At 58.8% G+C, this 21,118-nt stretch carries 17 protein-coding genes and 1 pseudogene; 7 read left to right on the forward strand and 11 right to left on the reverse strand.

Annotation, left to right across the window (positions count from 1 at the left end):
• Positions 1 to 180, forward strand: a pseudogene (locus KDX37_RS07320) (hypothetical protein); the annotation flags it as partial.
• Positions 181 to 445: 265 nt separating this feature from the next.
• Here the strand turns inward: KDX37_RS07320 and KDX37_RS07325 are convergent.
• The 8 genes from KDX37_RS07325 to KDX37_RS07360 form a co-directional block, all read right to left on the reverse strand.
• Positions 446 to 2,866, reverse strand: coding sequence for a TonB-dependent receptor plug domain-containing protein (locus tag KDX37_RS07325; protein ID WP_231652011.1), 2,421 nt, complete (start codon positions 2,864 to 2,866; stop codon positions 446 to 448).
• 281 nt (positions 2,867 to 3,147) lie between these two features.
• On the reverse strand, positions 3,148 to 3,549 hold the full coding sequence (locus KDX37_RS07330) for an ExbD/TolR family protein (protein ID WP_231652012.1): 402 nt from the start codon (positions 3,547 to 3,549) through the stop codon (positions 3,148 to 3,150).
• A 1-nt stretch (position 3,550) separates the two neighbouring features.
• Positions 3,551 to 4,273 (reverse strand): MotA/TolQ/ExbB proton channel family protein, encoded by a 723-nt coding sequence (locus KDX37_RS07335; RefSeq protein ID WP_231652013.1) that lies wholly within the window; start codon positions 4,271 to 4,273, stop codon positions 3,551 to 3,553.
• An 84-nt stretch (positions 4,274 to 4,357) separates the two neighbouring features.
• Positions 4,358 to 5,191: an energy transducer TonB gene (locus KDX37_RS07340; RefSeq protein WP_231652014.1), complete on the reverse strand. Its 834-nt coding sequence runs from the start codon at positions 5,189 to 5,191 to the stop codon at positions 4,358 to 4,360.
• Positions 5,192 to 5,421: 230 nt separating this feature from the next.
• On the reverse strand, positions 5,422 to 5,607 hold the full coding sequence (locus tag KDX37_RS07345) for a DUF2188 domain-containing protein (RefSeq protein WP_231652015.1): 186 nt from the start codon (positions 5,605 to 5,607) through the stop codon (positions 5,422 to 5,424).
• A 105-nt stretch (positions 5,608 to 5,712) separates the two neighbouring features.
• On the reverse strand, positions 5,713 to 6,216 hold the full coding sequence (locus KDX37_RS07350; RefSeq protein WP_231652016.1) for a copper chaperone PCu(A)C: 504 nt from the start codon (positions 6,214 to 6,216) through the stop codon (positions 5,713 to 5,715).
• A complete protein-coding gene (locus KDX37_RS07355) occupies positions 6,216 to 6,821 on the reverse strand; it encodes an SCO family protein (RefSeq protein WP_231652017.1) in 606 nt (201 codons plus the stop codon). The genes KDX37_RS07350 and KDX37_RS07355 overlap by 1 nt, the downstream gene beginning before the upstream one ends.
• A 127-nt stretch (positions 6,822 to 6,948) precedes the next feature.
• Positions 6,949 to 7,341, reverse strand: coding sequence for a DUF2946 domain-containing protein (locus tag KDX37_RS07360; RefSeq protein ID WP_231652018.1), 393 nt, complete (start codon positions 7,339 to 7,341; stop codon positions 6,949 to 6,951).
• A gap of 342 nt (positions 7,342 to 7,683) precedes the next feature.
• Between KDX37_RS07360 and KDX37_RS07365 the strand changes: the two genes are divergently transcribed.
• Entirely contained in the window at positions 7,684 to 10,182 is a 2,499-nt protein-coding gene (locus tag KDX37_RS07365; RefSeq protein WP_231652019.1) for a TonB-dependent receptor plug domain-containing protein, read from the forward strand.
• A gap of 56 nt (positions 10,183 to 10,238) precedes the next feature.
• Here KDX37_RS07365 and KDX37_RS07370 read toward each other — a convergent pair whose 3' ends face one another.
• Positions 10,239 to 10,793, reverse strand: a complete 555-nt coding sequence (locus KDX37_RS07370; protein WP_231652020.1) for a TetR/AcrR family transcriptional regulator — start codon at positions 10,791 to 10,793, stop codon at positions 10,239 to 10,241.
• A gap of 176 nt (positions 10,794 to 10,969) precedes the next feature.
• Here KDX37_RS07370 and KDX37_RS07375 point away from each other — a divergent pair, with 176 nt between their 5' ends.
• Positions 10,970 to 12,130: an efflux RND transporter periplasmic adaptor subunit gene (locus KDX37_RS07375; RefSeq protein WP_231652021.1), complete on the forward strand. Its 1,161-nt coding sequence runs from the start codon at positions 10,970 to 10,972 to the stop codon at positions 12,128 to 12,130.
• A gap of 46 nt (positions 12,131 to 12,176) precedes the next feature.
• The gene (locus tag KDX37_RS07380) at positions 12,177 to 15,332 is read left to right on the forward strand and encodes an efflux RND transporter permease subunit (protein ID WP_231652022.1); all 3,156 of its coding nucleotides are present in this window, start codon (positions 12,177 to 12,179) and stop codon (positions 15,330 to 15,332) included.
• Positions 15,333 to 15,351: 19 nt separating this feature from the next.
• Here KDX37_RS07380 and KDX37_RS07385 read toward each other — a convergent pair whose 3' ends face one another.
• The gene (locus tag KDX37_RS07385; RefSeq protein WP_231652023.1) at positions 15,352 to 16,899 is read right to left on the reverse strand and encodes a sensor domain-containing diguanylate cyclase; all 1,548 of its coding nucleotides are present in this window, start codon (positions 16,897 to 16,899) and stop codon (positions 15,352 to 15,354) included.
• A gap of 348 nt (positions 16,900 to 17,247) precedes the next feature.
• On the reverse strand, positions 17,248 to 18,354 hold the full coding sequence (gene sfnG, locus KDX37_RS07390) for a dimethylsulfone monooxygenase SfnG (RefSeq protein WP_231652024.1): 1,107 nt from the start codon (positions 18,352 to 18,354) through the stop codon (positions 17,248 to 17,250).
• A gap of 314 nt (positions 18,355 to 18,668) precedes the next feature.
• Between sfnG and KDX37_RS07395 the strand changes: the two genes are divergently transcribed.
• The 3 genes from KDX37_RS07395 to KDX37_RS07405 all read left to right on the forward strand — a co-directional run bounded on the left by KDX37_RS07395 (position 18,669) and on the right by KDX37_RS07405 (position 21,090).
• Positions 18,669 to 19,106 carry a YqaA family protein gene (locus KDX37_RS07395; protein WP_231652025.1) on the forward strand — a complete coding sequence of 146 codons (438 nt, stop codon included), beginning with the start codon at positions 18,669 to 18,671 and terminating at the stop codon, positions 19,104 to 19,106.
• A 173-nt stretch (positions 19,107 to 19,279) separates the two neighbouring features.
• On the forward strand, positions 19,280 to 19,615 hold the full coding sequence (locus KDX37_RS07400; RefSeq protein ID WP_231652026.1) for a hypothetical protein: 336 nt from the start codon (positions 19,280 to 19,282) through the stop codon (positions 19,613 to 19,615).
• A 437-nt stretch (positions 19,616 to 20,052) separates the two neighbouring features.
• A complete protein-coding gene (locus KDX37_RS07405; protein ID WP_231652027.1) occupies positions 20,053 to 21,090 on the forward strand; it encodes an LLM class flavin-dependent oxidoreductase in 1,038 nt (345 codons plus the stop codon).
• Positions 21,091 to 21,118: the final 28 nt, after the last annotated feature.

Here is a 21,118-nt window from a genome sequence, read left to right on the forward strand (position 1 = left end):
GCAACGGGCCATCCATGGCCCGGTGCAGCTCAATCGGCATCCATGCCGATTGCCCCCCGGATCAGCGCCAGAACTCAGCCTGCACCTTGCGTCGCGTTCGGTGGTGTGGCGGCTATCGTGGCAGAAAGGCGCTGTTTGTTTTTGAACGTGCCGGGGCTGGATCGTCTGATATCGGGCTGAATATTCAACGAACCTGCCAGCCCTTTCGTCAGTACGCTGACTCCCACAAGCGTGTTCCAGCAGACCTGGAATTCAAATTGAAACCGGGCTTTTGGTGGAAGCGATTTCAGCTTGAAATAAAGCACTCAAGTGGGCGCGAGCCGCGCGGCGGTCCGTTTGCTCGCGAAGGCCTGCTTTGCGTGCAGTGTATGACCGGTGCACTTGAAGCCTCGACGCTTATGAAAAACCCCGGCGTACCGGGGTTCTCGTTGCGCGAAGGTCGGGTCTACCAGTTGTAAGTCACTTTGCCGTAGTAGAACGCGCCGCTGTAGCCATACGGCGAGTAGGTGCTGTAGGTGCTGTAGGTGCTGTAGGCAAGGTTGCCGCCGCTGGAGGCGAAGTCGTTGAGCTTTTCTGGGTATTTGTCGGTGACGTTATCGCCGCCCAGGGTGAATACCCAGTTCTTGAGCTTGTAGTCCACAGCAAGGTCCAGCAGCCACGCGGCGCTGAATGTCTGGTCGTTGACCTTGTCGGCCTGGTAGCTGGTGAACTCGCCATAACGAACCAGATTGGAGTGCAGCGCCCAATTACCGAAGGTGAAGTCGTTGCCCAAAGTGAGTTTGTGTTGCGGCGTGGTGTCGCCCAGCAAGCCGATACGTTCGCGGCGGTCGACGCGGACCAGGTTCACACCCAACTGATCGAGAATGGCCGGGTTGGCTTTCACGTCGGTGACTTTGGTGTGGTTATAGTTGTAGCCGACGGTGCTGTTCCAGCGCACGCCGTTATCGAACTGGTATTTATAGTTGGCGACCAGGTCGACGCCATCAGTGCTGGTGTCCGTGGCGTTGGTGAAGTAACGCGCACTGGTGTAGTTGATGTCACCCACGCCGTTGGCGCGCAGATAGTTGATGGCGGTGTTGTTGAGCACCAGGTTGGAGGACAGCGAGATACGGTCCTGAATGTCGATGCGATACACATCGGCCGTGACCGTGAGGTTGTCCAGCGGCTGGAGCACTACCCCCAGGCTGTAGTTGCGTGACTTCTCGGCTTTCAGGTCTTCTGCGCCCAACAGTTGCGACACGTTGCTGCTGGCCGGGAAGGTACCCGCTTCCTGAATGGTGTTGCCGATCAGTTGTGACGAGGTGAAGGCAAAGTGTTGCTGAGCCAGCGACGGCGCGCGGAAACCGGTCGAGACGCTGCCACGCAAGGCCACTTGCGGGGTGAAGTCGTAACGTGCCGAAAGCGAGCCGCTGACGTTCGAGCCGAAGTCGCTGTAGTCCTCGTGACGGACAGCGGCCGAGACGCCGAGTTTTTCAGTGAGGTTGGTTTCAACGTCCAGATACTGCGCAAAATTGTGCCGTGAATAGCTGCCCGCATCGGCTGCACGAAATCCGCCCAGCCCGGAGCTTCCGGTCTGAAAGTAGGACTCCGCCTGCCCCGCCTCGACCTCATAGCCCTGACGCAAATACTCCGCACCAAACGCCACCGACACTGGGTAAGGCAGCCACCCTGCACTGAATTCCCGTGACAGGTCGAGGCTGAGTTGCTTCTGGTCATTCGTCAGGGTGCCGTTATCGAAAGAGCGCGGCGTGTTCAGCCCCAGCGAGGTGTTGATTGTACGGGTACGAATTTCGTAGGAGTTCTTGCCGTAATTGGCTGACAGGTCATAGCGCCAGTCATCGGCCAGCTCGCCACGCAAACCGGCCACCAGCGAAGTGTCTTCGAGGGTGCCGCGAATCAATGGCAGGTAGCCATTGGGAAAGATCGTGGCGTTGTTGTTCGAGGCATTGCTGGGGCGGTAAAACGCTGCCGTTTCGCCACGCCGCTTGCTGTAACCACCAAAAGAATAAAACTCGGCGGCATCGCTGAAGCTGTACTCACTGTTGAACTGCAGTTTGCCTTCATCAGTGGCCGGCTCGCCCTGACGAAACACCCGTTGCCCGTAGGTCGTGGAGCCGATACTGGAGGCCCTGAAGTCGTCACCGGCGCGGTTGGTGTAGTCGTTGTTGGCACCTTCAGCAGATAGATTGAGCGTGCCGTTGTCACCCAATGCAAAACCGGTGTTGCCCGCCACTTGACGCTGAATCCCGTCACCCTTTTTGTACTGTCCGTACTTTGTGGAAATCGAGCCGCCATGGTCGGCGCTTTTCAGGATGATGTTGATCACGCCTGCGATGGCATCCGAGCCGTAACGGGCTGAAGCGCCGTCGCGCAACACTTCGATATGATCGATTGCCGACAGCGGGATCGCGTTCAGGTCAGCAGGAGCCGAGCCACGCCCTACTGCGCCGCCCAGGTTGACAAACGCCGAGGTATGGCGGCGTTTGCCGTTGACCAGCACCAGAACCTGATCCGGTGAAAGACCGCGAAGCTGCGCAGGACGCGTCAACTCCGCGCCATCCACCAGGCTTGGCCGTGGGAAGTTGATAGAGGGAATCAGGCGGGCCAGCACCGTGCCCAGTTCACTGGAGCCGGAACTGCGCAGGCTGTCGCCGGAAATAACGTCGATGGGCGACAACGATGCACTGGCCGTGCGTTCCTGCGCCCGCGTACCCGTCACAATCACCGTGCCCAAGGTGGATGTCGACGCGCCGTTGCGTTCGTCGGCGGCTTCTTCAGCCAATACCGTTGTGCTGATACTTGCGGCGGTCAGCAAATTCGCTGAAAAAATCGCCGTAGCCAGCACATTTCGTTTAAAGCTCCCCATACCGCTACCCCTTGAAATCCATGGCCCGGAACATCGTGTTCCGGTTGAAACGAGCGATCCGTGCGGCAGACGGTGGCGATCATTAACGTTCTTTTTGAGTGTTCCGGTGGTCCGATTCTTTATATCTTAAAGCCAGCTTATGATTATTTTTAAATACCATTAAGACATAAGCAGCTGTCTTTCTGTACGTTGAAAAAAAGTTGGAAATCAGACAAAAAAAGGGCCGTACCTGCCTAAGGATACGGCCCGAAAACTTGAATTCGAGGGTAACGGCGTGGCTGCTATTTGGCGGTAATCACCGACAATTTGGTGATGCCAGCCCGTTCAATGGATGCCATCGCCCGGGCTACCTCGCCATAGTTGACGCCATTGTCCGCTTGCAACTGCACGCGCACATCAGGGGCCTTGTCCTTGGCAGCCTTGAGGTTGGTCTCCAGCAGGTCCGGCTGAATTTCATCCTTGTTGATGAACAGCTTGCCCTGCCCGTCGATGCTCACCACCAGCGGGTCTTTCTGCTCCACAGGCGCAACCGACTCGGTCTTGGGCAGGTTGATCGGGATCGAATTGGTCAGCAACGGCGCGGTGACAATGAACACCACCAGCAGCACCAGCATCACGTCCACCAGCGACGTGACGTTGATTTCACTCAGCACTTCATCGCTGTCTTGAGTAGAGAACGCCATATCAGGACGCCTCCTTCACTTTCTGGCCGGCCGTTGCAGCGCCGCCCTTCAGCACCGGGTGCAGCAGAACGCGGAACGCGCTCTTCTGCGCCAGGCTGTAGAAGTCATGCGCGAAGTCGTCGAGATCGGCAGCGGTCAGCTTCAGGCGACGCAGAAAATAGTTGTAAACCAGCACCGCAGGCACTGCGACAGCGATACCGACACCGGTGGCGACCAGCGCTGCGCCAATCGGACCTGCAACCGTTTCGAGGCTGGCGGAGCCGGCGGCACTGATACCCTTGAGTGCCGACATGATGCCCCAGACCGTGCCGAACAAGCCGATAAAGGGCGAGGTGCTTCCAATGCTGGCGAGAATTGCCAAACCGGTTTCCAGCGAACGACGCTCACGGACGATCTGCTGACGCAAGGCGCGCTCCAGACGATCCTGGTGGTTGATCGACTGGCTCAGATCGTTGGCCTGAGCGCCATCCGGCACTTGAATTGCGGCATAACCGGCCAGCGCGACACGGGCAGCAGCACCCGGCTGTTCCTGGGCGAGCTGCGCAGCCGAATCGAGACTCGACGCCGCCCAGAATTGTTTGTGAAACTTGCGATCCTGAGCCTTCAGACGGCCAAACTGTAAGCCCTTCAACAGAGCAAGCCCCCAGGTGGCGACGGAAAAAATGACCAGCAGCCAGATGACCGCGTGTTCGATGGATTCAAAAGGCGAAGCAAGTAGGTTCATGGCACGGCTCTCTCTGAACAAGGCATGGGGTGTCGCGATGCGCCTTTGATTCAGGTAGCTCGCAAGGTCAATCGAATGCGTGGGTTATTTGATCTTGAAGTCGATGGGTACGCTGACCCAGCCGTCCTGGGCGACATCACCCTGTTTGGCCGGGACGAAGCTCCAGCGCTTCACCGCTGCCAGTGCCGCGTCGTCGAGCTGATCGCGGCCACTGCTTTTCTGAATCTGGATCTCGCCGGGCTTGCCGCTGGCCAGAACATGCACCCGCAACAGCACAGTCCCTTCCCAGCCACGGCGCATCGCCAGTGACGGGTACTCCGGAGCCGGATTACGCAAATAACCGGCGCTGGCCGAAGCCGGTGTGACTGGCTTTGGTGCGGGAGGCGCGGGAGGCGCGGGAGGCGCCGGGGCAGCAACCGGTGGCGCAGGCACAGGCTGTACTGGTGGTTGCTCAACCGGTTTGGCCACGGGCTTGACGACCGGTTTCGGTGGCTGCGGCCTGGGCTTGGGCACCGGCTTGGGCGGCGGTGGTTTGACCGCCAGCTCATCCTCGACAGGCGGTGGAGGTTCGACGACAGGCTGCACGACGGGCTCGGGCGGCGGCGGCGGTGGTGTTTCCACCACCGGCGGCGCGGGTTGAGAAAATTCGATGGTCATCGGCGGAATTTCCGGTGGTACTACCGGCAACACGGGTGTCGGATTCTGGCTGAGCCAGTAGATCACCGCGCCATGCAGTACCAGCGCCAGCGCGCCAAGCAGAATGGCTTCGCGACGACCCAGTATCGGCTTGGGGGTGCTTTGCAGTCGTGATAACGCCAAGGGCCCACGGAAAGGACGCCCCAGATCGACCAGGTCGCCGCTCGGCGTCTGGTGCCAGAGCACGTCATGTGCGCTGGCAGCGGTCTGGACATTGCCCATTGATACACTCCTGTATTTTCATGATAAAAATCCAGGTTATGTTGGTATCAGTCACCTTCTCGCTTTGGAAGCGCGAAGCAATCATCGCCGAACGGCCTTGTTCCGGAAAAGAATATTTGGTTCGCTATTTATGCACTTAAAGAATATGCGAAATTGACGAGGTATCGTCGGGAGGTGATCAAGAAGCCCGACGTAGACGGCGCGAACCCACCAGGTTTGGCTGCCGACCGCTATCGCTCACGACGTGATCGGGACCAGTCACGGACCGGCAACGCAGCGGCGTAGGCCATGGCTTCCTGGCGGGTGGTGAACGAGGCGAGTCGATCCTTGGGTGTACAGACAAGCCAGGGCCCGCTGTTCACGCATATCAGCTGGTAACCGTTGATCTGGGTTTTGGAAAGCATGGGAGCACTCATGATTACCTCCAGGACAGAGACAATGAACAGGGTTGTGCCTCACCAAGCTTACACCCGCGAGAACAGGCTGTGAGGGCCGCTCGGCGACCAGCACAGCCTTGCCGATCAGTGACCGCTGTGTTCGCCGTGCCCGTGGTGCGCATCGCCACCGTTTTCATCGGCGGTGAGCGATCTGGCGACCGCCATGACGTTGATGGATTCCTTCACGCCCTTCCCGTTTTCAACGGTCAGGGTCAGCGGCACCTGATCACCCTCTTTGACCTGAGCCACCAGGCCGATGAACATCACATGGTAACCATTGGAATCAAAGACCACTGGCTTGCCGGCCGGCAGCTCGACAGACGTCACCTGCTGCATGCTCATGACATCATTTTTCATGCTCGACTGATGAATCTGCACCGTCTTGGCGACCGGCGAAGCGACGTCCACCAGCGTGCTGTCGGTGGTCGAAGTGACGCGCATGAACGCGCCGGTCGCGGGCTGACCCGGTACGGTGGCGCGCACCCAGGCATCGTCAACCTGGATCTGGGCTTGAACCTGAGCGCTCAACGCCAGCAACGAAACTGCCAGCATTACGGATTTCGCAGCGTTACGAGTAAAAGCATTCATCAACAGACTTCCATTAAGGTGAGCAGATCTTCGGTGCATTGTTGAGCGGTCAGCTTGTGCGACAGCCCGAGGCGCAACACGCCACGCGTGTCGTACACATAGCTGGTGGCCGTGTGCGAGATGGTGTAGGTGTCGCCCAGCGGCACTTTCTCGAAAAACACACCGAACTCTTTGGCGGTAGCGGCCGTTTCTTCAAGCGTGCCGGACAGAGCGACGAACGTGGGGTCGAACGCTTTCACGTAGGCATCGATCACTTCCGGCGTGTCGCGCTCAGGGTCGAGGGTGATGAACACCACCTGAAACGACTTGCCCTCCTCACCCATCAACTTGCGAATCTGTGCAGCGCGTGCCAGCGCCGTGGGGCAGACCGCCGGGCACTGGGTGAAGCCGAAGAAGATCATCGGCATCAAGCCGCGAAAGCTGGAAAGCGTCTTGATGTTGCCTTGAGGATCCTTGAGCTTGAAATTACGGCCCACGATCTCGTTACTCATGTCCTTGCCGTGCTTGAACGGCAAGGCATTGGAGTTCCCGCAGCCGGTGAGCAGGCCAAGACTCAGCAACGAAAGACCGGCGACCACTTCGCGCCGGGTCATAGTGTGTGTCATGTATTACGTCCTTTGAAGGATAAGGCGCTACCGCTTGCGTTGAACGCAGCAGCGGCCTTCGTAAACAGGCAAGGCAGGCAACGTATCGCTGAAACCCGGCCGTGATTGATGAGCACTCGCGCGGAGTTCAAGGTGCCTGGGCAATGCATCCGGGAGAAGCATGTCGTGTGGGGTTGCGCCACAGCACCAAGGGCGCACGCGCCGTGACGTCGCGACTGCTCGACAGCCAGCCAAGCGCTATGAAAAACACCAGCGCGACGGTCATTTTGCCGGCGAAGGCACAGTCGAACATGGCCAACTGCATGATACGGCCGTGATCGCCCTTACCCGCGTCACTCATCTGATGAGAGTTACCGGCAACGTCACCACAGACATCATCTATCGCCACGACAGGGCCTGAAACACCGGAAAATGCGTTGAGCACCTGGCCGTGGCCGAGACCGCATACCACGCCGTTGAACAGGACGAAGGCAAACAGCATCCAGGCGATAGATGAGCGGTGAGTGCGGGCGAAATTCATGGCCGTCAATCTACCACTCCGGACGAACCGGGAACACCGCGAATCCTGTTACAAAAACCCCGCCGACGCCGTAATGCGGGCTTTCAGGGGACACGCAGGGGTGCGACATAACGGCACAGGTATGAGGCCTGGCGGCGATTCAAGCATTCCAGACAGATCCAACCTATGCATTACATGCGTATTATTTATTATTATAATAAAATACATTCTTAATATTAATAATTAGCTTATAGCCAAACAGCCTTTCACAACGCTTTTTCATAACCCTATAGTCGCCTGCAGACCGACCCAGCCCACGGAGGTACCCGCTTCTTTTCGATATTCAGACAGGATCACAAAGCAATGGCTTGCCTCCCTCGCGTACCCTCCCAACCGCTGCGTAACGCTCTCGTGAAAAGCATGGCCCTGGCGAGTCTGGGGCTGATCAGCCCTGTGCAGGCGGCTGAAGAAGCGCCCGACAAAGACACCCGACTGGAAAAGGTCACGGTCATTTCCACCGGTGTCAGGGGCACGCAGCGTACGGTCACCGACAGCCCGGCACCCGTCGATATCGTTACCAGTGAGCAACTGCTCAAGACCGGCCGCGCCGACCTCACCGAAGCTATCGCCAAACTGCTGCCTTCGTTCAATTACGGCACTAACGTCGCGGGCTACAACTCGACTGTGAGGCCGCTGTCCAACCGCAGCCTGGCACCGGCTTACACGCTGGTATTGGTCAACGGCAAACGCCGCCACAACAGCGCCCTGCCCGCCAACGGTTCGACCGACAGCAGCGGCGCCAACTCGGTGGACATCGACATGATCCCCGTCAGTGCAGTGGAGCGTATCGAGGTGCTCAAGGACAGCGCCGCAGCCCAATACGGCTCGGATGCAATTGCCGGGGTGATTAACGTGATTCTGAAATCCAGCGCCGAGGGCGGTCATCTGGGCGTGACCTACGGCAAGCTATACAGCGGCGAAGGTGAGGTGACCAAATTCGAGGGCGACAGCGGTTTCGCGCTGGGTGACGGCGGCTTTCTGCACCTTTCAGGTGATGCGCGCAAGCGCGGCGACGCCAGCTGGAACGAGAAGGCAACCAATACCGCCTACTTTCCAGGTGACCCACGGGAGTCCACCTGGGATCGGGTCGGCGTCAAGAACGGCGACCCGCAAATCAAGGCTTTCAACCTGGCCTACAACGCCGAACTGCCGCTGGACGAGCAGACGAAATTGTATTCCTACGGGACCTATGGCCAGCGCGACGCAGTCATCAACAATTACTTTCGCTACCCGAACGGTATCGCCAACATTCCCGAGCTGTTTGCCGACGGTTATTACCCGCTCAACAATCTGGACGACACCGACTACCAGTATCTGGTTGGCGGCAAGGGCGAAGCGCTGGGCTGGAACTGGGACCTGAGCACTACCTACGGGCGCAACAACAATCATCAGTACAGCGACCTGACTATCAACCCTTCACTGGGGCCGACGTCACCGACCTCGTTCGATGACTTGGCAACCTATCGTTTCGAACAATGGGTCAACAACCTGGACATTACCCGGGCGTTCGACGGGCTGTTTGGCGTGCCGCTGCAGGTATCCGCCGGTCTTGAGCATCGCTGGGAGCGTTTTCGGACTTTTTCCGGTGATGCGCAGGCTTATCAGGTCGGTGGCTATCGCTTCCCGTCCACACTGCCCAACGGCCAGGCCAACCCGCTGGCGGGGAGACTGGCCTCGATTGCAGCACAGGCGGCGGCAGTGATATCGCCGCAGGATGCAACGAGCCTGAAACGCAACAACTATGCGGCCTACGTCGATTTTGGGATCACCCCGATAGAGCCGCTGTTCGTTGGTCTGGCATTACGCGCCGAGCACTTTGATGACGATTCAGGCAATACCGTCAGCGCCAAGCTCAACTCCCGTTACGAGTTCACCGACAACTTTGCGGTCCGTGGCACCGTAGGCAGCGGTTTCCGTGCGCCGTCGCTGACCCAGATCGGTTATAGCATCTCCGACAATCGGGTCGGCACAGCACCGGACGGCACGGTCGTGCCTGCCGTCACGCGAATTGCACCGGTCAATTCGGCGTTGGCCCAGGCATTGGGTGCCACAACGCTTGACCCCGAAAAGTCGCGCAACGTGGGGTTTGGTGTGACCTGGCAACCGGCCCCGCGCACCAGCCTGACGGCAGACGCCTACTGGATCGAAATCGCAGACCGCATCGCGCGCACCGAGAGCTTGTACGGCCCTGCACTGGCACCCATTCTCACCGCACAAGGCGTGGACACCAGCACCTGGACGTCTTACTACGCCAACGCTTTTGATACTAGAACGCGCGGCCTGGACATCGTGCTGGATCATGCCAGCCGATACAGCCAGCTCGGCGATGTGCGCTGGAGCGCTGGTTTCAACTACAACAAAACCATTATCACTGACGTCAAGGATGCCCCGGCGGCGCTGCAAGGTCTGGGCAACAACAGTGGTGGCAGCCTGACCTGGGTCGGGCGCGCACGTCAGGGCGACCTGACCGACGCGCAGCCGAAAACCAAATGGGTGCTGGGCGCCAAATGGACATTGGGCGATCTGGGCGTAAACCTGCAGACAACCCGCTACGGCAAGGTCAAGACGCTGCAGCAACTGGAAAGCGGCGACCGCAGTTTCGGTGCCAAGTGGATCACCGATCTGGACGTGTCCTACACGTTGCTCGACAACATCACATTGAGCCTGGGCGGGACCAATATTTTCGACGTCCGCCCGGACAAGAACGCCATCGCGTCCGCCAATGGTCTGAACCTTTATGGCGACGGGCCGTTTTATCCAGGCGGGGGTTTCTGGTACAGCAAGATTGCCTATGACTTTTGATTGCCCGCCTGATTGCCATGCAAGCCGAGACCTGCGGCACATGAAGATGCAACCGATCAGCGGGTCTGCGCACCCTGCAGAAAAAACTGGATCAACACCGCGCCCATTCCGGCGCGGGCCACCCTGCCGCGGCGTTCGGCATCGATCAGCCCGGACAGCAATGAGGCGAACATCTCCATCAGCATGGCAGCGGTAACGTCGATCCGGAACAATCCCTCACGTTGACCGCGCAGGAAAAACGCATCAAGGGCGTCGATATAGGGCCGCCAACGCAGCCCACCGCACGTTTCATCCAGCGTGTCCGGACGCCACTGAAAAACCAGAAACGCCATCATTTCACGGTGTTTCAAATGGTTGTCGACCAGGCGTTGCAAGGCTTCGGCTGGCGGCGCACGTTGCAGATCGGCGTCGACTATCATTTGGTTCATCAGGTCTGACGCATGGTTGAGGAGCATTTCGGTCAGATTGGCGCGGGTGCCGCAGAATCGATTGAGTGTGGCCTTGCTGACGCCAGCGGCCTGAGCAATGTCCTTGAGTGTACCGTCGGAGTGATCGACCACGGCTATGGCAAGGGCTTTGAGAAGCTTTTCATCAGCAGCGGGTAATTCCATTGGGCGTTTTTTACCTGATTGGGTGGGCAGGCGGGCATTGTGCAGAAAACGCCCACGTTCTCAAAGGGCGTTCACAATTGCTCACAATTGATTCACGTGAGTCAATATTGACTCATTTGGGTCTAGCGTAGATCATTCGCGACTTTAATGTCTAATGGGCCTTGCCCGGGTGAATGATGAGTACGTTGCGCAAATGGCGTGTCATGTGGGTCGTTACGCTACTGGCCACCGTCAGTCTGGCCGCGTGCGAGCAGAAGCCCCAGCAGGATCCGAGCGCTTCGGCCGCGCCCAAGGAAGTCGAAACAGTCACAGTCAAACCGGAATCCCTGACAGTCATCAACGAACTGCCCGGCCGTATCGAGCCGGTCCGTGTGGCGCAAGTTCGTGCGCGGGTCGCAGGCATCGTCCTGACGCGCAACTTCGAGGAAGGCGCGGACATAAAAGCGGGCACAGTGCTGTTCCAGATCGACCCGGCGCCTTTCAAGGCGGCCTTGTCCAAAGCCCAGGGTGACCTGGCAAGGATAGACGCCACGCTGTTCGAGAATCAGGCCACCGTCAAACGCTACGAGTCGCTGGTGGAAATCGAAGCCGTGAGCCGGCAAACCTTCGATACAGCACGTTCGGCGTTGAAAAACGCAATTGCCGCGAAACGCTCGGCCCAGGCCGACGTTGAAACCGCGCAGTTGAACCTGGGTTATGCGACGGTCAAAGCGCCGATCTCGGGGCGCATCGGCCGTGCCAATGTCACCGAAGGCGCACTGGTGGGCCAGGGCGAAACCACATTGATGGCAACCATTCAGCAGCTGGACCCGGTATACGCAGACTTCACCCAGCCAGTGGCCGACGCCCTGCACATGCGTGCCGCGATCCAGCAAGGTCGCTTGCCCAAGGGCGGTGAAGGTGCGTTGTCGTTAAGCATTGACGGCACAGACTATCAGAGCACCGGCACCCTGCTGTTTACCGACATCGCCGTGGACCGGACCACCGGCCAGGTGTCGTTACGCGGGCGCTTCGCCAACCCCGAAGGCGTCCTGCTGCCGGGCATGTATGTCCGTGTGCGAACCCCGCAAAGCATCAACGCGAACGCGATTCTTGTGCCACAGCGCGCCATCCAGCGAGCCAGCGATGGCGCAGCACGAGTGCTGGTCGTCGGCCAGGACGGCACAGTCGAGGCTCGCGCGGTGAAAACCGGCACGATGCAGGATTCACGCTGGCAGATCACCGAAGGCCTGAAGGCCGACGAACAGGTCATTGTCGGCAACATGACCGGTATCAATCCAGGCGACAAAGTCGTCCCCAAATCGCAAACCACCCAGCAGCAGGCCAAGGCCAACTGAGACTCACGTCCAGGCCGATTCCACACGCGATCGAGGATTACTGTCCATGTCCCTGTTTTTTATCAAGCGACCCAATTTCGCCTGGGTGCTTGCCCTGTTCATTTTGCTGGCGGGTCTGATGGCCCTGCCCTCGCTGCCGGTCGCTCAATACCCGGAAGTCGCACCGCCGCAGGTCACGATCACCGCCGCCTACCCCGGTGCATCCGCCCGAGTGCTGGTGGACTCGGTGACCAGTGTCATCGAAGACGAGCTCAACGGTGCCAAGGGGATGCTGTATTACGAATCGACCAGCAACTCTACCGGCAGCGCTGAAATCAATGTCACCTTTCAGCCAGGCACCAACCTGGATCTGGCACAGGTCGAGGTGCAGAACCGGATCAAAAAGGCCGAAGCGCGCTTGCCACAAACGGTGCTGAACCAGGGATTGCAGGTCGAACAGGCCAGCGCCGGATTTCTGCTGATCTTCGCCCTGAGCTATACCGACGATTCGGCCAACAAGGACACCGTTGCACTGGCCGACTACGCCGCGCGTAACGTCAACAACGAGATCAGCCGGGTCAACGGCGTCGGCAGGCTGCAGTTTTTCGCCGCCGAAGCAGCCATGCGGGTCTGGATCGATCCGCAGAAGCTGGTCGGTTTCGGTCTGTCCATCGACGACGTGAACGCTGCCATTCGTGCGCAAAACGTGCAGGTTCCGGCGGGCAGCTTCGGCAGCACTCCGGGTTCGTCGCTGCAAGAGCTGACCGCGACACTGGCGGTAAAGGGCACGCTGGACAACCCCGAGGAATTCGGACGCATCGTCCTGCGCGCCAATGAAGATGGCTCCAGCGTGCACCTGGACGATGTCGCCAGGGTTGCGGTCGGCAGTCAGGATTACAATTTCGAATCGCGCCTGAACGGCAAGCGTGCCGTGGCCGGCGCCATCCAGTTGTCGCCGGGCGCCAATGCGATTCAGACCGCCAAGGCTGTCAAGCAGCGGCTGACCGAGCTGTCGGTCAACTTTCCGGAAGGCGTGGAATTTTCGATCCCTTACGACACCTCACGTTTCGTGGACGTGGCCATCGACAAGGTGATCTACACCTTGATCGAAGCCATGGTGCTGGTGTTTCTGGTGATGTTTCTGTTCCTGCAGAACATCCGATACACCCTGATCCCGACCATCGTGGTGCCCGTGTGCCTGGCCGGTACCTTGGCCATCATGTATTTGCTGGGCTTCTCGGTGAACATGATGACCATGTTCGGTATGGTACTGGCCATCGGTATTCTGGTCGACGACGCGATCGTGGTGGTGGAGAACGTCGAGCGAATCATGGCCGAAGAAGGCCTGTCCCCCGCTGCAGCGACCGTCAAGGCCATGCAGCAGGTGTCGGGGGCGATTCTGGGCATCACATTGGTGCTGGCCGCTGTGTTCCTGCCACTGGCATTCATGGGCGGGTCGGTCGGGGTGATCTACAAACAGTTCTCGCTGTCGCTGGCTGTGTCGATCCTGTTTTCCGGCTTCCTGGCCCTGACCTTTACGCCTGCGCTGTGCGCCACTCTGCTTAAACCGATCCCCAAGGGCCATCAGGAAAAACGTGGCTTCTTCGGCGCGTTCAATCGGCGTTTCACCCAGCTCACCAACCGCTATGAGCGACTCAATTCGAGCCTGATCAAACGTGCCGGCCGCTACATGCTGGTTTACGTGGGCATCGTCGGGCTGCTTGGCTTTTTCTATCTGCGCCTGCCCGAATCGTTCGTACCGGTGGAAGACCAGGGCTACCTGATCATTGATGTGCAATTGCCGCCCGGCGCGACTCGGGCACGCACCGACGTGACTGCAGCCCTGGTCGAAAACTACATGCTGTCGCGCCAAGGGACCGACTCGGTGACCATGCTGCTGGGTTTCAGCTTTTCCGGCATGGGTGAAAACGCAGGTCTGGCGTTTCCGACCCTCAAAGACTGGTCGGAGCGCGGCAAGGGCCAGTCGGCGGCTGACGAAGCCGCCGCGTTCAATCAGCATTTCGCGGGTCTCAGCGACGGCACCGTTATGGCCGTGACACCACCGCCCATCGAAGGGCTGGGCACCTCGGGCGGCTTCTCGCTGCGCCTGCAGGACCGGGCCGGTCTGGGCCGCGAAGCCTTGCTGGCGGCACGTAACGAACTGCTCGGCAAAGCCAACGGCAACCCGAAAATCCTCTACGCGATGATGGAGGGCCTTGCCGAAGCACCACAGTTGCGTCTGAACATTGATCGCGAGAAAGCCCGCGCACTGGGAGTCAGTTTCGAGTCGATCAACAGCGCACTGTCCACTGCTTTCGGCTCATCGGTGATCAGCGACTTTGCCAACGCGGGCCGCCAGCAGCGGGTTGTCGTTCAGGCCGAGCAAAGCGCGAGGATGACCCCGGAAAGCGTGCTCAAACTGTACGTACCCAATGCCAGCGGCACAATGGTCCCGCTCGGCGCATTCGTCACCACGCACTGGGAAGAAGGCCCGGTGCAGATCGCACGGTACAACGGCTACGCCGCGTTCAGGATCGCAGGCGATGCGCCTCCGGGCGTCAGCACCGGCGAGGCCATGGCAGAGATCGAGCGAATTGTCTCCGAACTGCCGCCTGGAATCGGCTACGAATGGACTGGGCTGTCGTATCAGGAAAAACTCGCCAGCGGTCAGGCCGCTGGCCTGTTCGGCCTCGCACTGCTGGTCGTGTTCCTGTTACTGGTGGCCCTTTATGAGAGCTGGGCGATCCCGTTGGTGGTGATGTTGATCGTTCCGGTCGGGGCACTGGGCTCGGTGTTGGCGGTGACTGCCGTCGGCATGCCGAACGACGTTTACTTCAAGGTGGGCCTGATCACTATCATCGGCCTGGCGGCGAAAAATGCCATCCTGATCGTCGAGTTCGCCAAAGAGCTCTGGGATCAGGGCCATTCGCTGAAGGACTCGGCACTTCAGGCTGCGCGCCTGCGCTTTCGCCCGATCGTCATGACCTCGCTGGCCTTCATTCTGGGTGTGGTGCCGCTGACGCTGGCGACCGGCGCAGGCGCCGCGAGCCAACGAGCCATCGGCACTGGCGTGATCGGCGGCATGCTCAGCGCCACGTTGTTGGGGGTGGTGCTGATACCGATCTTCTTCGTCTGGGTATTGACGGTACTACGCCGCAAACCTCATGAGGCTCACTCGCTGACTAATGACCAGGCAAACGCCCCGAGCAAAGATCTGACCTGATCTGCGATGTCAGGTGACCTCAAGGCGCAATATGAGCCTGCCCCGGGACGGGGGCAGGCTCTCGTATTTCAGAAGCGCCACTTACTCGATTTCGGCCTTGTGACTTTGCGGCATACAGCGCGCGATCCGCCTGCTCTATCAGCGCCCGCTGGTCTACCTGACGGTCTGTCCCGGTGAAGGTCGCAACCCCCAGGCTGACCGTCACGATGGCGAAAGGGCTCGCCTGGTGTTCGATCTGATGATCCTGAATGGCTCGCAGGATCGTTTCAGCCACTCTGCGGGCACTGGACTCATCGGTGCTGGGCAGCACCACGGCAATCTCTTCGCCGCCGTAACGTGCAGCAATATCGCCCGGGCGACGGATGCACTGTTCGACCAGCCTGCTGAGCATGACAAGGCACTCATCGCCTGCCAGATGACCATAGCGGTCGTTGTATCGCTTGAAATAATCGACGTCGATAAATACCAGCGACAGCGGGCTTCGTTCACGCCGGGCGCGCTTGAATTCAACCTCGATGAACTGATCGAAACGCCTGCGATTGGCCAGCCCTGTGAGTTTGTCCTCGGACGCGATAAGCTCGAGATGCTGATTGAGCTCAATCAGCGCCGCCTGCGACAGCAGCAACTCATCCTCGGCACGGATGCGGCTGTGAATGTGCCCGATCAAACGAATCCCCAACGCGACCACAAGGCCGAGCAGCACCAGCACTACCAGCATCGATTGCTTGGCCTGGCTGGTCCAGGCGCTCATTGCCTCACGTTGCCCCAATGCGACAACGGTCACCAGCGGGTACACATCACTGCGAGCGAATGCATAAAACCGCGGCGTTCCATCGAGCTTTGACACAAACTCCGCAGTACCGGACGGCAAGTGCGCATAGGTGCTGAAAATCGGCGTAGAGGACAGGTCACGGCCAATATCCCCTTCTCGATAAGGGAACCTGAGCCGCATCTGTCCAGTGCTCGACGTGAGGCTGATGACACCGGTGTCCCCGACCTGAATGCCGGAGTAAAACCTCAACAAATGTTCGATGCCGATGGTGATTACCATCACGCCGGCGAAGCTCGCGTCAGGACTATTGATACGCCGACTGACCGAAATCACCCACATCCCGGTAGCACGGCTGATGATGGTCGGCCCCACATACGAGGCACGGCTGGCGTTCTCCACGTGGTGCTTGAAGTATTCGCGCTGGTTGCTGTCGATGCCTGTTGCGTTCTGATTGGTCGAAAAGATGCAGATGCCTTCGGCGTTATACAGCGATACGCTGCTGACCTGCGGCAAAGCACCCATTTCACGCGCTATCACTGAGCGCAAACGCTCAATCTCCGACGATCCGGTACCATCTTTTTCGATGCGCTCGGTCAGACCGATCAGCATCAATTCACTCTGCTTGACGATGCCGTCTGTGTAGGTGCTCAGTGCGCTGGCCAGATTGGCGCTGTTGGTCTGGATGTTGTCCAGCGTGTTCTGGCGGGCCGTCCAGGCCTGCCATGCCATCAGCAGGACAACGCAGCTGCACACAATGCAGATCAACCATGCGGCAAGTCGAAGATCACGTTTCAAAACCCGCCTCCATAGTTGAACTCAAACCACACGGTTAAACCAGGGTGAGCATGGGCCTGACAATTCAGGTGCATCGATATTCCTTTATCGGCATCAGTGGCCATGATCGTATGCTCGGCATGTGACGTCCATGGGTAAACCCACGCGATTGATGGTCAATCGAAGACCATCTCACCTGATGTGGCAACGCATCGCAGCGACTGAGCGAAGATCGTGAGCGCGTGTAGCTGAACCATCGGGGCACGGCATACGTTGCCGAATCCGTTCTGGATCACAGCGGACACAATTTTTTTTGAAGGGGCCGTGAGCACGAAGGCTCACGGCAAACAGGCAGGATTCAAACGTTGGTCAGGCAGTTGCGGCGGCTTGCGCGGGAGCCTTCACGGCAGCGGCTTCCAGCTCGCGAACAAGTGGCAATACGTGCTCACCAAAATAGGCAACCTCCTCCTGGAAGTGCAGAAAGGCGGATAACACCAGATCGACACCAACAGACTTGAGCTCGATGATGCGTTCCGCGATCTGAAGCGGCGTGCCGATCAGGTTGGTCTTGAACCCATCGTTATATTGCACCAGATCCTGAAACGTCGATTTGGCCCAGTTACCCTCACCTTCAGGGCTCGCCTTGCCGGCCTGTTTGGCTGCATCGCCAAATGCATTGACCGCCTCCGGGTCGGCCTTGTCGACAATCTCGGCCAACACAGCACGCGCTTCTTCTTCGGTATCACGGGCAATAATAAATGCGTTGACACCGATCTTCACCGAATGCCCGTTGGCTGCAGCCTTGGCGCGAATGTCTTCGACTTGCGCCCTGATACCCTCGATTGTGTTGCCATTGGTGAAGTACCAATCCGATACATGTGCCGCCATATCGCGTGCTGCGCGCGAGCTGCCGCCCTGAAAAACCTCCGGGTGCGGGCGCTGGATAGGCTTGGGCTTGAGGGTGTAATCATGAAAACGATAGAAATCGCCTTTAAAGGTGAAGTTGTCGGTGGTCCAGATGCCTTTGAGGGCTCGAATGAACTCTTCCGACCGTCGATAGCGCTCATCGTGCTCCAGCCAGTGCTCGCCAATGGCAGTGAATTCACCCTTGAACCAGCCACTGACGATGTTGACCGCCACCCGCCCGGCGGTCAGTTGGTCAATGGTCGCCAACTGCTTGGCAGCCACGGATGGCGTCCAGGGACCCGGCAGAATGGCGGCGATGACCTTGAGTTTTTCTGTTGCAGCCAACAGTGCGTGGCTGAAGGCAACCGACTCGTGCTGGTATTCGGCACCGTAACCAGCGGTGAAACGGATCTGTGTCAGCGCGTATTCGAAACCTGACTTCTCGGCGATCTGTGCCAGCTTGCGGTTGTAGTCAATCGTCCAGCTGGTACGTTGTTCGATCTTGCTGACGACCAGGCCGCCGCTGACATTCGGCACCCAATACGCAAATTTTACGGGTTGTTGGCTCATATCGGTACTCCTATGGCTTCAGGTTTCCCGAGCGCAAGAATCGAACGGGCATGATAGAAAGCGATAGAGCAGCAACCGTGCCATTGCGATAAGTTGATATTTATCAGTAGGTTAAACCGTCTGATCGTTGACGACGACTGTCGTACGGCGCGCAAGGTGTCGGACTGCTGTTGCCAGAGCAACAGTTTGCGCTCGGGTTGTCGTCGTGGCGCCTTGAACCGCCTGATCGGGTCGAAGACAATGCGGCCCACCCCTGCGCATCACCCTCAGGCAGATCCTTTTGACCTCACCCCAAGCGCACACAAGGCCACCGGATGTTTGAATTTTCCAGTTATTTCGGTCTGTTCATGACAGCGCTTGGCGCGGCGACGTTGCTGCCGCTGCAATCGGAAACCGTGCTGGCCGCCATGTTGGTCAGCGGTCATTACTCCACGATCACCCTGCTGCTGATCGCAACGTTTGGCAACGTGACGGGTGCGGTCCTCAACTGGCTGTTGGGGCGCTCCATCGAACGACTGCGCCACAAGCGCTGGTTCCCTGTCAGCGCCGAACAATTGGCCAAGGCCCAGCGGTTTTATCTGCGTTATGGCTATTGGTCGCTGCTGCTTAGCTGGGTACCGATAATCGGTGATCCGCTGACTGTCATGGCGGGTGTACTGCGCGAGCCCTTGTGGCGCTTTGTACTGATTGTCACCCTCGCCAAGGGCACTCGCTACCTGGTCGTTATGGCCTTGATAGCCGGTTGGTACTAAGCCGTCCGTCGGCTGCCTATGCCCGGCCACGCTGCGCCTTCCCCGTAAATGGCCAGTCTGCCACTACAGCCCCTCGAAACCCGACGAAAGGCCAGGGTGCATGGCTGTTCAAACGTAACGGCTCGGCGTAAATTTTGGATCCAATGAAGTCGTATTCATCCGCAGGAGCACCGATGAAATTCCAGGCCCTTCTTTTGGCGTCACTGATCCCCGTCCTTTCCGCTCACGCCGAAGGCAAGTCCATCAACGTCCCTCATGATTCCGCCGCTCAGCATGCGCTGGTGGAAAAAAGCGGAAGTTCGGATCAGCGCGTGGTCGTCACTCGTCGAGAAAGCCTGCTGGGCGTCATCTACTCCAAGCGTGTCTACAACTGCGAGAACCATACGGTCAATTTGGTGGGCACAGGCTCTACACTTGAAATCATGGAAAAGGCTCATGCCGTCAGCGGCATGGGGCCGGTAATTCGCGACTCGACGTCCGAATATATCCAGACCGAAGCCTGCAGCTAAGCAAGATCCGCTATCGGTCGCGACTTGGCTTACACCGTCGCGACTGGATGTAGAACTCCATCGTCGCCAATTCCTTCCCGTTGCAAGCCCCCGCTTTCGCCCACTATTTGGCCCAGGCAACGCCCTCCTTCTTCGGCCCCATCCAATTCAGACCTGCCTGCGTATCCTGAATGAAGCCCTGTTCATAGCACGCCGCAAATGGCGTGTTTTTATACGCGTCGAGACATAGCACGCGCGGGGCGAATGGCGCAAAAAAGACTTGCACCTTGAATATTACGGTATACCATCAGACAGAACAGTACATCTGTCGACGGTGCACTGCACGCGCAAGATGGGCACCCTGACAGCGCTGGCCTTATGAACGGCCCCTCGGCCACCTCCAATAATACGAAGGCTCCTCTCGTGCAGGCGCCCTGATTCCACCGAGGTAAAACGTCATGAAATTTTCGTTGTTCGTGCACATGGAACGCTGGGATGAAAACGTCAGCCACCGCCAGCTGTTCGAGGACCTGACCGAACTGACCCTGATGGCCGAGAAAGGCGGCTTCAGCACGGTATGGATCGGCGAGCATCACGCCATGGAATACACCATTTCACCCAGCCCCATGCCACTACTGGCTTACCTTGCAGCCAGGACCGACACCATTCACCTTGGCGCGGGCACCATCATTGCGCCGTTCTGGCACCCGCTGCGGGTTGCCGGCGAATGTGCGCTGCTGGACGTGATCAGCAATGGACGCATGGAAGTCGGTCTGGCCCGTGGCGCCTATCAGGTCGAGTTCGACCGCATGGCAGGCGGTATGCCGGCCTCGGAAGGTGGCAAGGCATTGCGCGAGATGGTGCCGGTGGTTCGTGCGCTGTGGCAGGGTGATTACGCCCACGACGGAGATATCTGGAAATTCCCGACCTCGACCTGCGTGCCAAAACCGATCAGCACGCCACCGATGTGGATCGCTGCGCGCGACCCGGACTCGCATAACTTCGCCGTGCAGAACGGCTGCAACGTGATGGTCACGCCGTTGATGAAAGGCGACGAAGAAGTCGTCGACCTGAAGAACAAGTTTGAAACCGCCCTGGCCAACAACCCTGATGTGCCGCGCCCGCAACTAATGGTTTTACGCCACACCCACGTCCATGCGGCACAAGACCCTGACGGCTGGAAAGTCGGCGCCACCGCTATCTCGAAATTTTACCGCACCTTCGATGCCTGGTTCGGCAACAAGCAGACACCGGTCAACGGCTTTCTGGCGCCGAGCCCGGAAGAGAAGTTCAAGGAACGCCCCGAGTTCGAGCTGGAAAACATCCGCAAGAACACCATGATCGGCACCCCTGAGGAGATCATTCCGCGCATTCGTCATTACCAGGAACTGGGTGTCGACGAGTTCAGCTTCTGGTGCGACAACAGCCTGCCGCACGCTGAAAAGAAGAAGTCGCTGGAACTGTTCATCAAGCACGTGGTGCCCGCGTTCCGCTAGGCAACCGAGGATCGTGCCCGCTCGGGCA

Source organism: Pseudomonas californiensis (genome assembly GCF_021147775.1).
GTDB classification, from domain to species: Bacteria; Pseudomonadota; Gammaproteobacteria; order Pseudomonadales; family Pseudomonadaceae; genus Aquipseudomonas; species Aquipseudomonas californiensis.